At 48.2% G+C, this 12,813-nt stretch carries 9 protein-coding genes and 1 pseudogene; all 10 read left to right on the top strand.

Translation table 11 applies throughout. The features are described from left to right. Window positions 1-50: 50 nt before the first annotated feature. Window positions 51-344 (top strand): annotated as a pseudogene (locus tag Q4A89_RS10575) (transposase); the annotation flags it as partial. A 123-nt stretch (window positions 345-467) separates the two neighbouring features. After that, window positions 468-2,315, top strand: coding sequence for an ABC transporter ATP-binding protein (locus Q4A89_RS10580; RefSeq protein WP_303185423.1), 1,848 nt, complete (start codon window positions 468-470; stop codon window positions 2,313-2,315). A 72-nt stretch (window positions 2,316-2,387) separates the two neighbouring features. Next, complete coding sequence (locus Q4A89_RS10585; RefSeq protein ID WP_303185424.1) at window positions 2,388-4,940, top strand: glycoside hydrolase family 95 protein; 2,553 nt, start codon at window positions 2,388-2,390, stop codon at window positions 4,938-4,940. Window positions 4,941-5,037: 97 nt separating this feature from the next. Beyond that, window positions 5,038-6,429: a TolC family protein gene (locus Q4A89_RS10590; protein ID WP_303185425.1), complete on the top strand. Its 1,392-nt coding sequence runs from the start codon at window positions 5,038-5,040 to the stop codon at window positions 6,427-6,429. A 55-nt stretch (window positions 6,430-6,484) separates the two neighbouring features. Continuing rightward, entirely contained in the window at window positions 6,485-7,477 is a 993-nt protein-coding gene (locus Q4A89_RS10595) for an HlyD family secretion protein (protein ID WP_303185426.1), read from the top strand. Window positions 7,478-7,487: 10 nt separating this feature from the next. Further along, window positions 7,488-8,666, top strand: a complete 1,179-nt coding sequence (locus Q4A89_RS10600; RefSeq protein WP_303185427.1) for an ABC transporter permease — start codon at window positions 7,488-7,490, stop codon at window positions 8,664-8,666. 15 nt (window positions 8,667-8,681) lie between these two features. Next, window positions 8,682-9,923 carry an ABC transporter permease gene (locus tag Q4A89_RS10605; RefSeq protein WP_303185428.1) on the top strand — a complete coding sequence of 414 codons (1,242 nt, stop codon included), beginning with the start codon at window positions 8,682-8,684 and terminating at the stop codon, window positions 9,921-9,923. A gap of 1 nt (window position 9,924) precedes the next feature. Next, window positions 9,925-10,803 carry a 1,4-dihydroxy-2-naphthoate polyprenyltransferase gene (locus tag Q4A89_RS10610; RefSeq protein ID WP_303185429.1) on the top strand — a complete coding sequence of 293 codons (879 nt, stop codon included), beginning with the start codon at window positions 9,925-9,927 and terminating at the stop codon, window positions 10,801-10,803. A gap of 101 nt (window positions 10,804-10,904) precedes the next feature. After that, window positions 10,905-11,705, top strand: a complete 801-nt coding sequence (locus tag Q4A89_RS10615; RefSeq protein ID WP_124789858.1) for a type IV toxin-antitoxin system AbiEi family antitoxin — start codon at window positions 10,905-10,907, stop codon at window positions 11,703-11,705. Next, a complete protein-coding gene (locus tag Q4A89_RS10620; RefSeq protein WP_303185431.1) occupies window positions 11,702-12,493 on the top strand; it encodes a nucleotidyl transferase AbiEii/AbiGii toxin family protein in 792 nt (263 codons plus the stop codon). The genes Q4A89_RS10615 and Q4A89_RS10620 overlap by 4 nt, the downstream gene beginning before the upstream one ends. Window positions 12,494-12,813 lie beyond the last annotated feature (320 nt).

A 12,813-nucleotide genomic window follows, 5' to 3' on the forward strand; every position in this document is an offset into this window, starting at 1 on the left:
GGGGATCGACATCCGGACCTTGTTCGCAGGGCTGAAGGCCTGAATGAAATTCATTCTTAATTTGTTCTATTGCGGAATCTGGATTGAAACAGGCTATTCGTGGGCATTGGGCGATAGAGAATAGCTTGCACCACTGTTTGGATGTCTATTTCGGACACGATGCCTCGCACAAGAGAACGAAGAATGTGGCGCAGATTATGGATATCATTCAAAAGATCAATTTACTCATTATAGAGCGACTGAAGACCAACATAAAGTCCTCAATCCCTCGTATTCAGAAGAAACGTGCTCGAATGAAGCTCCAACAACTAATGACCACACAATATTTAATGCGTCAGCCTTGAATATTTTACGAAAACAGCCACATCATTTTTGACGATGTAAAACCATGTCGAATAGCAGGCTTGAAAAACTTTTGTTTTTGCTATCGACTTGCCTTATCTTTGCCGTCATATAAACGATATGGAATGAAGGATTTTTTTCGTGTACTCAAGCGATTCGTACCACCGTATAAGCGATATATGGTACTTAACATTGTGTTTAACGTACTCTCGGCCATTCTGAATGTATTCTCGTTCGCATTGATTATCCCGATTCTGAAAATCCTCTTTAAGATGGACGACCGCGTTTATTCTTTCATGGAGTGGACCTTCCGTCCTTCGTCGTGGGAATCGTGGAAGACATTGCCCGAAGCGGCACAAAACAACTTTTACTGGTATGTCAACCGACTGATCGAGGTTTACGGCAGCTCGTCCGCGCTCATCATGCTGGGAGTCGCGCTGATCGTGATGACGTTGCTTAAGGTATTGGCCATGTACATGGCATTTTACACCATGATCCCCATTCGTACGGGAGTGGTGCGCGACGTACGAAATCAGATCAATCAGAAAATTACAGAGCTACCGCTCGGCTTCTTTTCCGAAGAACGCAAGGGCGATATCATCGCCCGTGTATCGGGCGATGTGAACGAAATTGAGACCTCGATCATGAGTTCGCTCGATATGCTGTTCAAAAACCCGATCCTGATTCTGATCTACCTCTCGGCCATGCTGATCATCAGCTGGCAGCTCACGGCATTTGTGTTTATCCTGCTGCCTGTTGCGGGATACGTGATGGGACAGGTCGGGAAGAAACTGAAAAAGAAATCCTTGCTCGGCCAGTCGCAATGGGGCGCGTTGATGAGTCAGATCGAAGAAACGCTCAGCGGATTACGCATCATCAAGGCGTTCAATGCGGAGAAAAAAATACAGCGACGCTTCGAGGCACAAAACGAAACGTATCGACGCACGACGAACCGGATCTATCGCCGTCAACAACTGGCCCATCCGATGAGCGAGTTTCTCGGTACAGCCACGATCGTCGTGATTCTTTGGTACGGAGGAACTCTGATCCTCGGCAACAACAGTCCCATCGATGCGCCTACCTTTATTTATTATTTAGTGATTTTTTACAGCATTATCAATCCTGCCAAAGACCTGAGCAAATCGGCTTACGCCATACAGAAAGGGCTTGCCTCGGTAGAACGCGTCGACAAGATACTGAAAGCGGAATCGAATATCGTCTCGCCGGCCGTAACGAAACCGGTCACCCTCAACGATGCCATCGAATATCGCGATGTCTGGTTCCGTTACCAGCACGATTGGGTATTGAAAGGAATCAATCTGCGAATCGAGAAAGGCAAAACGATCGCTCTCGTGGGACAGTCGGGATCAGGCAAGAGTACGCTCGTCGATTTGCTGCCCCGCTTTTACGACGTCGATCAGGGAGCCATTACCATCGACGGAACCGATATTCGAGAGGCTTCACTCGTCGATCTGCGCGGATTGATGGGTAACGTGAATCAGGAGGCGATTCTGTTCAACGACAGTTTCTTTAACAACATCGCCTTCGGGGTGGAATCGGCTACCCGCGAAGAGGTGGAAGAAGCGGCACGGATCGCCAATGCGCACGACTTTATCATGGCTTCGGAAGAAGGGTACGAAACGAACATCGGCGACCGTGGCGGAAAACTTTCCGGCGGACAACGGCAGCGCATCAGCATCGCACGTGCGATTCTGAAAAATCCGCCGGTGCTGATTCTCGACGAAGCGACCTCGGCGCTCGACACGGAATCAGAAAGGCTGGTGCAGGAAGCGCTCGAAAACCTGATGCGTAACCGTACGACCATCGTAATCGCTCATCGCTTGTCGACCATCCGTAAAGCCGACGAGATCTGCGTAATGCACGAAGGAGCGATCGTCGAACGAGGGCGGCATGACGAACTGATTGCCACGGACGGCTATTACAAAAGGCTTTGCGATATGCAAAAATTTTGAGCCGAAGAGGCCTTCCGGAAGCCGTTCTTTTTCGGAACATGAAAACAATATAAACCATTTCATAAAGATAACATGAAAATCGTAAAACTCTTATTCGTTGGCGCCATTCTCATGGCTTGCGACCGTTTACCGGATGTCCGTTCGAATGGCCGCATGGCTTATCATTTCGATGAACCGGCCACCCTTTGGGAAGAGTCTTTTCCGCTTGGCAACGGCCGTATCGGACTCATGCCCAACGGAGGCATTGAAAAAGAAAACATCGTCTTGAACGAAATCTCGATGTGGTCCGGCAGTAAACAGCAGACCGACAATCCCGCAGCACAGAAGTCGCTGGGCCGAATCCGCGAGTTGCTGTTTGCCGGACGTAACGATGAAGCGCAGGAGCTTATGTACGACACATTTGTCTGCTACGGCGAAGGTAGCGGACGGGGAAGAGGCGCGAATAAGCCCTACGGTAGCTATCAGTTGCTGGGTAATCTCGTGCTGGACTTCACGTACGATGCCGCAGACGATGCACAAGTTTCCGACTACCGGCGAGAGTTAGACTTGGAGCAGGCAATAACGACCCAGTCGTTCCGTAGAGGGAAAACGGAATACTCGCGCGAAATGTTCACCTCGTTCGCAGACGATGTGGCCGTCATCCGGTTGAAAGTAAACAACGGGCGCAAGCTGCAATGCGAAATCGGAATGAATCGACCGGAGCGTTATGCCGTAAAGGCCGGAAATAACGAGCTTGAAATGCGCGGGAGACTTTACGAAGGAGATACGTATAAGACGAAAGAACAACTCGAACGAGAAGAAGCGATGCGAAACCGCACAAAGGGATCGGACAGCATCCCTGCGGCAAAACAGAAGACGGTGCCGGGCGCCGAAGACGGTCAAGGTATCCGTTATGCTTCACGCGTACAGGTAGTGCTTCCCAACGGAGGTGAAGTGAAAGCCTTCAACGATACGACGCTTTTGGTTGAAGAGGCATCCGAAATTATCCTGTTGGTCGGAATGGCCACCGATTATTTCGGTAAAGCGGTCGATGCACAGATCGATTCGTCGCTCAGGGCTGCCGCAAGCAAAAGTTATGAAACGCTGAAAGAAGAACATGTCCGTGCTTATCAGGAACTTTATCATCGGGTAGCCGTCCATTTCGGACGCAATGCGCAGAAAGAGGACTTACCGATGAATAAACGTCTGGAAGCATTTCAGAACGACAAGAACGACCCCTCGTTGCTGGCTTTGTATTATCAGTTCGGCCGCTATCTGCTGATCTCGTCGACACGCCCGGGACTGTTGCCGCCGAACTTGCAAGGGCTTTGGTGCAATACGATCCATACCCCATGGAACGGAGACTATCATCTCAATATCAACTTGCAGATGAACCTCTGGCCGGCTGAAACAGGGAATCTGTCGGAACTTCATCTGCCGCTGATCGAATGGACCAAGCAACAGGTCGAGAGCGGACGACAGACGGCGAAAGCTTTTTATAACGCTCGCGGTTGGGTGACGCATATCTTAGGTAACGTATGGGAATTTACGGCTCCGGGCGAGCATCCTTCGTGGGGTGCGACAAACACTTCGGCGGCATGGCTTTGCGAGCATCTGTACACGCACTATCTGTTTACACTCGATACGGCTTATCTGCGAGACGTATACCCGGTGATGCGTGAATCGGCTCTTTTCTTCGTCGATATGCTGGTCGAAGATCCTCGCAGTCACTACTTAGTTACAGCCCCGACCACTTCGCCCGAAAATGCCTACGTAATGCCTAACGGAAAAAAAGTGAGTGTTTGTGCGGGCTCGACGATGGACAATCAGATTCTCCGCGAGTTATTCTCCAACACGATTCAGGCTGCCCGACTGCTCAACACGGACGAAGAGTTTTCTCAAACGCTGGCCGATTACCAAGCGCGCTTAATGCCTACGACGATCGGCCCCGACGGACGTATCATGGAATGGTTGGAGCCTTATGAGGAAGCAGAACCGCATCATCGCCACGTTTCCCATTTGTACGGCTTGTATCCGGCCAATGAAATTTCGCCGGAGCGAACTCCCGATCTGGCCGCAGCCGCACGCAAAACACTCGAAGCACGAGGGGATGAAAGTACCGGTTGGTCGATGGGATGGAAAGTGAATTTCTGGGCACGATTGCACGATGGGGAACATGCTTATAAGCTCTTGGCCGATCTGCTCAGGCCTTCTCTCCGGAAAGACATAGAAATGAAGCACGGAGGCGGCACCTATCCCAACCTGTTCTGTGCGCATCCGCCGTTCCAGATTGACGGAAACTTCGGAGGATGTGCAGGGATTGCCGAGATGCTGGTACAGAGCCAGAACGGATATATCGAATTTCTCCCGGCGCTGCCTCCAGCCTGGAAAAACGGTGAGTTCAAAGGTTTATGTGTGCAAGGGGCAGGCGAAGTACATGCTCAATGGAATGACGGCGAGTGGCTCCATGCCGGATTGAAAGCAAAAAAAGGAGGTACGTTTCGGATTAAGATACGGGAGGATATGCCTCTTCTGGAAGTAAAAATAAACGGCAAACCGATCTCGTGCCCCGTCATTGACGGGATGATTATGATGGAATTGCGTCCTTCCGATGAACTTGCAGTAAATATGAGAAAAAATAGCTAAAAAGATTCAGAAAGGAATGTTTTGTGTTCATTTTGCCTGTTAAAATATATTCCTTATGTTTTACTTTTGTATCTTTGCACCCCCAAAATTAAAGAAAATGAAACAGTTTGTTTTTATATGGATGGCGGTTGCTCTGCCTTTTTGTGCCACAGCACAGGAAGTGCTGACGCTGGAACAGTGCCGTCAGCTGGCGATTGCGAACAACAAAGAGTTGAAAGTGGCCGGTAAATTGGTCGACAAGGCTAAGGAAGAGCGGAATGCGGCACGTACGAAATATTTTCCGCAAGTTTCGGCCGTGGGAACATATATACGGAACAGTAAAGATATTGAGCTTGTTGACTATAGTAAATTTTCGTCTTTGTCGTCCATTACGGCTCCGATGCTTCAAAAGTTTCCGGAACTGGGACTTATCCTTCCGCAGGTCATGGAAAAGATGAAGGATGCGACGCATCTCGATATCCGCAATGTCTGGATCGGTGATGTATCCTTGGTACAACCGGTTTTTATGGGTGGAAAAATTGTGTCTTACAATCAGATCACGACTTACGCCCGTCAGCTGGCCGAGTCGATGCACGACACAAAATTGCAGGATGTGATTTATCGAACGGATGAAACCTACTGGCAGGTGATCTCGCTAGCGAACAAAAAGAAACTGGCCGATGCGTATGTTGACCTGCTTCGGAAGATGGATAACGATATCACCGCGATGATTGAACAAGGGGTGGCCACGAAAGCAGACGGTTTGACGGTGAAGGTGAAGCTGAACGAAGCGGAGATGGCACAGAATAAAGTCGATAACGGCTTGGCACTGTCGCGTATGCTGCTGGCTCAAATCTGTGGACTCGAGATGGGAAACCCCATGACTTTGGCTGATGAAAATATCGATCACCTCACAGTGCAGCCGGCATCTGCCCAAGCCCATGTAGAAGAGGCCTTCAGTAACCGTCCCGAATTGAAAAGCCTCGATCTGGCCGCAAAAATTTTTCGGAAGAAAGAACAGATTGCATTGGCCGAGATGTTACCGAGTGTCGTGCTGACAGCCAACTACCTGATCACCAATCCAAACTCGTACAACGGTTTTAAGAATGAGTTTTCCGGCATGTACAATGTCGGTGTGATGGTAAAAGTTCCTTTATCCGATTGGTGGGAAGGAACGCACAGACGTAACTCGGCCAAAGCAGAGACGGTGATCAAGAAGCTGGAGTTTGAAGAAGTGCGTGAAAAAATCGAGTTACAGGTGAATCAGTCTGTATATAAAGTCAACGAAGCAGGCAAACAATTGACCGCTTCGACGAAAAATATGGAAAAAGCGGAGGAGAATCTTCGCTATGCCAATTTGGGCTTTGAGGAAGGAGTGATTCCCGCACTGAACCTGATGGAAGCGCAGACGGCTTGGGTATCGGCACGTTCACAACTGATCGATGCGCAGATTGAAGTCAAGCTGACAGAAGTATATCTGCACAAGGCCTTGGGAAAACTGACGAAATAATCAGAAATTTGAGTTATAACGAACATTTATACATTTTATAAATAATATTATCACGATGAGCGAGAAAAAATATTCGATCAACAACATGCTGTTGGCATTTATTGCTGTACTGATAATCATAGGACTAGTTGCATTAGCCGGCTTTTTCCTGTTGTCTCCCCCCGACGAGATTATCATGGGTCAGGCCGAAGCGACCCAGGTACGTATTTCGGGCAAAGTTCCCGGACGCATCGAATCGTATCGCTTTGGCGAGGGAGACAAGGTGCGTGCAGGCGACACGCTGGTATTCCTTGACACCCCGGAGATTATGGCCAAGTTGCAACAGGCCGAGGCTGTCCGTCAGGCTGCCGAAGCACAGAATACGAAAGCCATGACCGGTGCCCGTTCGCAGGAAGTTACCGGTGCGTATGAACTGTGGCAGAAAGCAAAAGCCGGACTCGATATTGCCCAAAAATCGTACGACCGCGTACAGCGTCTCTACGAACAGGGCGTCATGTCTGCTCAAAAACGCGATGAGGTAGAAGCCAATTACCATGCGATGGTTGCGACCGAAAAGGCGGCTCGTTCACAGTATGAGATGGCGAAAGAAGGAGCGCGCCGTGAAGACAAGATGGCTGCTTCGGCACTCGTTCAACAAGCGAAAGGTGCGGTGGCCGAGGTGCAATCGTACATCGGCGAACGGGCCTTGGTCTCGCCTATCGACGGTGAGATCGTAGAACGTTTCCCTCAGGTGGGAGAGCTGGTCGGAACAGGTGCCCCGATCATGAACATTGCAGATTTAAACGACTTGTGGATCACATTCAGTGTACGGGAAGATTTATTGAGTGAGATCAAAGTCGGAACAGAGGTCAAAGGTTTTATTCCCGCACTCAATAATCAGGAAGTGTCGATGAAGGTGTATTATATGAAAGCCATGGGCACGTATGCCGCATGGAAGGCCACGAAAGCGACCGGCCAGTTCGATGCAAAAACGTTCGAAGTGCGTGCACGTCCCATCGAAAAGATAGCGGACCTGCGTCCCGGAATGTCTGTCATCATCAAGCGTTAAGGGGAGAGTGATGACCATCCGGGAAGGCATACGAAGTTTGAAGTGGATATCCGTACGGGAAATCCGGCGGCTCTGTTCGAATCCGTTGTATTTCTTTTGTATGATTATTGCACCGATTGGCAGCCTGTTCTTTCTCATGACATTGATGCAAGGTGGACTGCCGACAAATCTTCCGGTAGCCGTCGTCGATTTGGACAATACGCCCACATCGCGCCGACTCATTCGTCAGCTGGATGCTTTCGAGCAGACTTCGGTAACGATGCAATGCGCCTCGTTTGATGAAGCACGAAGGGAGATGCAGAAAGGAACTGTTTACGGGATCTATCATATCCCGAAAGGGCTTCAGCGTGAAGCTTCATCAGGCAAACGACCGAAACTGTCGTTTTATACGAACGGATCGTTCCTGATTGCCGGCTCGCTGATGTTTCGAGATATGAAAACGACCTCGGTATTAGCCGGTGGAGCCGTTGGCCTTCGAATAGGAGAAGCCAAAGGATATACGACAGACCAGATCATGGCGCAAATACAGCCGATTATCATCGATACACATGCGATCGGGAATCCCTGGCTCAATTATTCGATCTACCTGAACAATGCGATTTTGCCCGGTCTATTGCAGTTACTGATCTTTATCGTAACGGTTTTTTCGATCGGGACGGAGATCAAAGACAGAACATCACGCGATTGGCTGAATATGGGGCATGGCTCCATCACCGTCAGTGTGATTGGAAAGTTACTTCCTCACACCGTTGTTTTTACGGCTGTCGGAGCGTTGATGTGCGCGATTCTCTACGGATATAACGCCTTTCCGCTTCATTCGGGCTGGATGCCGATGCTCGTTGCCATGTTTCTGCTGGTAATCGCCTCACAGGCACTCGGAGTCTTTATGATCAGCGTGTTGCCTACGGTGCGGCTGGGACTTAGCTTAGCCTCTCTTTTCGGTATGTTGGGCTTTTCGATCTGCGGACTCTCCTACCCCGTATCGGCCATGTATCCCGAATTTCATGCCGTATCCTATCTCTATCCGCTCCGGCATTACCTGCTGATTTATATCGATCAGGCACTGAACGGACGTGAATTAGTGTACACATGGGGAGAATACGTATGGCTTGCCGGTTTCCTCCTGTTGCCTATCATCATGCGTAGGTATCTGAAGAATGCGATGCTGTATTTCCATTATATCCCATAACAAGAAAAAGAAACGATGGAAAAAGAAAAAAAATTATCAAGAATCATCGGTGAAGGTATCCGGGATTTGTTTTATATCTGGAGAGAAGAATTCAGAGCGATCTTCAAAGATAGCGGTGTAATGATCTTTTTCTTTCTGGTCCCGCTGGCCTATCCGCTGATTTATTCGCTGATCTATCATCCCGAAACGGTACATGATGTAAAGATTGTGGTCGTAGACCAGAGCCAATCGTTTTACAGTCGTGAGTTTGTACGCCGTGTAGATGCCACGCCGGACGTGCAGGTCGTTCGTTCGTGTCTCTCGATGGACGAGGCACAAACGATGCTGAATAAAAAAGAAGCATACGGCATCCTGCTGTTTCCGCCCGAGTTCAGTAAGAACCTGCATTCGGGACGGCAGGCTACGGTTTCCCTCTATTGTGATATGAGTCTGTTGCTTTATTATAAAGCGATGCTGCTTTCCGCAACAGAGGTTTCACTTGAAATGGGAGGTGAGATACACGCACAGAATCGACCGAAATCGACCGAACAACTGAAAGAAATAGAAATCGATCCGATCCCGTACGAATCGACGACGTTATTTAATCCGTCGAACGGTTTTGCGAGTTTTCTTCTGCCGGCGGTACTGATCCTGATTATCCAGCAGACGCTGGTGTTGGGCATCGGCATGCTGGGAGGCACGGCGCGTGAACGCAACAAGTTTCACCATCTCGTACCGATAGACCGGCATTTTAAGGGTACGTTGCGCGTCGTACTGGGTAAATCACTCGCCTACGTGGTGATCTACGTTCCGGTATGTATCTGGACACTGATCGTGGTACCGAAGCTCTTTTCATTTCCAAGCGTCGGTAATCCATGGGACATCCTGCTATTTCTGTTGCCTTACCTTTTCGCGTGTATCTTGATGGCTCTTACGCTTTCGGGCTTTATGCGCACCCGCGAATCGCCGATGATGATCTTCGTCTTTATGTCCGTGATTCTGCTCTTCATTTCGGGCATCTCATGGCCGACAGAGGCATTCCCCATCTATTGGAAAATCTTGGGCGACGTGTTTCCTTCCACTCCTGCCATACGCGGCTTCGTACTGATCAAAAGTTGCGGAGCCTCATTGCATGACGTGGCACGCGAATATCGTTTGCTATGGATACATACGGGCGTATATTTTATCATGGCAGCGCTTGTTTACAGGAGGCAGATTATTCGTGTACGCAGAAAGATGATCCGACAATACAAAGAAGCAAAGCTCCGGAGGGGATAGAATGAAACCGAACAAATGTAAAGCATGGATACGGGCGGCACGCCCACAAACGCTGGCGGCATCGGTCAGCCCGGTACTGGTAGCCTGTGCGTTGGCCTATAGAAACGATGCCTTTCAGTGGATACCCGCAGCATTATGCATGGCTGTTGCCGTGCTGGCACAAGTAGCAGCCAACTTTTTCAATGACTATTTCGACTTTAAAAAAGGAGCCGATACGGAAGAACGTCTGGGACAACAGCGGGCAGTCGCTTCGGGATGGATTACTCCCAAGACGATGCTGACCGGAGCTTTCGTCACATTATCCGCAGCTTCTCTTTGCGGCTTTGCGTTGCTGCTCTTCAGCGACTGGTGGCTGATTTTTGTCGGACTCGCTATTGCCCTTTGTGTGCTGGCTTATACGGCCGGACCTTATCCGCTGGCTTATCACGGGTTGGGCGATCTGGCCGTACTACTGTTCTACGGTGTTATTCCCGTATGTTTTACTTATTATGTACAAGCACAAGAGTTTATTTGGACAGCCGGCTGGCTTTCAATAGCCATGGGACTACTTTCCGTAAATATCCTGCTGGTAAATAATGTGCGCGACAGAGAGCAAGACGCGCAAGCCGGTAAACGCACGACAGTCGTTATGTTCGGACGACGTTTCGGAACGACTCTTTATCTGATCAACGCGCTGCTGGCCGTTGCTTGTTCCTGGCCGGTCTATCTCTATCGTAGCCGAAGCATCTGGTTCCTGTTTATTTTCTTCCTGATGATCGTATTACTTACATGGCAGGACCTGTCTCGTCAGCATGGCGCCGCTCTCAACCGTACACTCGCCATAACCGCCCGCAATGTCCTGCTGTATGCCTTTCTATTGATCTATGTATTGGCTTTTTAAGGTTTGCCCCCGAGCAAACTATTTGCATTTCCCCAAGAAAAGTTTATTTTTGCAAATGGTAGCAATATACGCTACTTATAAAGAAAATAAAATATTTCGATATGACAGAAAAAGGATTCTCCTATACCGATTTTATTCGACAAGTGCTGACAATGGGACGGATTTCGTTTACTATTGAGGAAGTAATGCAACAAAGCGGATATGGCAGAAAGATCGCACAGGTTTCTCTTTCCCGTTTGGCCAACAAAGGAGAAATCGCTCTTATCAGGCGAGGTTTTTACGTCATCATCACGCCGGAGTTTTCCTTGCAAAAGAATGTGCCACCTATCATGTATATCGATGATTTAATGAAATATGTGAAAAGAGAATACTACGTTTCACTTCTGTCTGCAGCAGCCCTTCACGGTGCCGGCCACCAACAGCCGATGCAGTATTTCGTTACCATCGGTATACCTCCCGTTAGATCCATAGAAAGAGGCAGGTTACATATATCTTTCAATGTGAGAAAAGAATGGGATAATTCTTGTGTTACACAGATGAAAACTCGTACAGGATATGTGAATGTCTCTACATCGGAAGCGACCATGCTCGACCTTTTGGAGAACCAACGCGTATTCGGGTTAGGCAGAGTGATTAGCGTAATCGATGAACTTTCCGAACACATCAACAAGTTATCTTTGCGACGTGCCATTGTCTCTTATCCGACGGCTATTATACAGCGGTTGGGGTACATCCTTGAAAATCTGCTTGGAAAGGAAGACCTGACAAAAGGACTGTTCGCTGTTCTTGTCAAACGGGCTGTATATCCCCAATACCTTTCCTTGTCTGCAGAAAAGCGTGGAGTATTGAACAACAAGTGGAAAATCATTGTGAATGATGAAATAGAAACAGATATGCTATGATACCTCAAGGATACATTCTCGAATGGAAAACCGTTGCTCCGTGGATAAACGAAGCACAAGTGGAACAAGACTTGGTAATCAGCCGCGCGTTAGTGGAGATGTTTGCTTCGCCATTTATCAGGGAAACGTTGGCGTTTCGTGGAGGAACCGCTCTGCACAAACTTTATATACAACCACAAGTACGCTATTCGGAAGATATTGATTTGGTACAGATAAAATCATCTCCCATTAACCCTATATTGAAAGAAATACGTAAACAGCTCGCTTTCTTGGGAACAAAACGGACGGTCAAGCAGCATACCCATAACAATACCATTATTTACCGCTTCGAATCAGAATTTCCACCCACTATCGATTTGCGGTTAAAAATAGAAATCAATACCCGTGAGCATTTCTGTGTGTTAGGATTAAAGCAAATTCCTTTTCAAATGTCTAATTCATGGTTTACCGGCCAATGTGAACTGACTTGCTACGAGTTGGAGGAATTACTGGGAACGAAACTCCGCGCTTTGTATCAACGGAGGAAAGGACGAGACCTCTTCGACCTTTATTGGGCAATGATACATAACGAAACAGACAGTGCCAAAATATTGGAATGTTATCACCGATATATGGCATTCGTGGTGAGGCAACCGCCTACATGCAAGCAGTTTCTCAATCATATGGAAATCAAGATAAAAGACAATGAATTTCTTTCCGATATGTTTGCAATCATCCGTCCCGGAATATCCTATCGGATGGAGGAAGCATGGAAGTATGTAAAGAATAAATTGGTGAAAAATATCTGAGAAGATACATCAAGATAACACAGAAATTTACCGAATGATAGGATGGCTTATCATCATTTCAGACGTTCGTAAGTGCAAAGTCATCGTTTTATCCCAAATTACGCGATATACCGTTCGGCGTTTACCATGCATAACAATTAATATAATTCAGGCTTTCAGCCCTCCGCCGGGAAGGATGCCTTTTCCCCAACGCTTCGCATTGGGCTGAATTAGTAGGCCCTTTCAGGGCTTTTACAGTGTTCAGCGTTCAGTGTTCGTAATTTTGTTGTCATGTCCTGAAAAAAGTTGACAGAAAAATATCGGACAAAATGACAAAAAGA

Origin of the sequence: Tannerella sp. (assembly GCF_030528505.1) — a bacterium.
Taxonomy (GTDB): Bacteria; Bacteroidota; Bacteroidia; order Bacteroidales; family Tannerellaceae; genus Tannerella.

What these genes read in the sequence shown, in the direction of transcription:
- Q4A89_RS10580 (WP_303185423.1), top strand. Translation starts at nt 468, where the DNA reads ATGAAGGATTTTTTTCGTGTACTCAAGCGATTCGTACCACCGTATAAG.
- Q4A89_RS10585 (WP_303185424.1), top strand. Translation starts at nt 2,388, where the DNA reads ATGAAAATCGTAAAACTCTTATTCGTTGGCGCCATTCTCATGGCTTGC.
- Q4A89_RS10590 (WP_303185425.1), top strand. Translation starts at nt 5,038, where the DNA reads ATGAAACAGTTTGTTTTTATATGGATGGCGGTTGCTCTGCCTTTTTGT.
- Q4A89_RS10595 (WP_303185426.1), top strand. Translation starts at nt 6,485, where the DNA reads ATGAGCGAGAAAAAATATTCGATCAACAACATGCTGTTGGCATTTATT.
- Q4A89_RS10600 (WP_303185427.1), top strand. Translation starts at nt 7,488, where the DNA reads ATGACCATCCGGGAAGGCATACGAAGTTTGAAGTGGATATCCGTACGG.
- Q4A89_RS10605 (WP_303185428.1), top strand. Translation starts at nt 8,682, where the DNA reads ATGGAAAAAGAAAAAAAATTATCAAGAATCATCGGTGAAGGTATCCGG.
- Q4A89_RS10610 (WP_303185429.1), top strand. Translation starts at nt 9,925, where the DNA reads ATGAAACCGAACAAATGTAAAGCATGGATACGGGCGGCACGCCCACAA.
- Q4A89_RS10615 (WP_124789858.1), top strand. Translation starts at nt 10,905, where the DNA reads ATGACAGAAAAAGGATTCTCCTATACCGATTTTATTCGACAAGTGCTG.
- Q4A89_RS10620 (WP_303185431.1), top strand. Translation starts at nt 11,702, where the DNA reads ATGATACCTCAAGGATACATTCTCGAATGGAAAACCGTTGCTCCGTGG.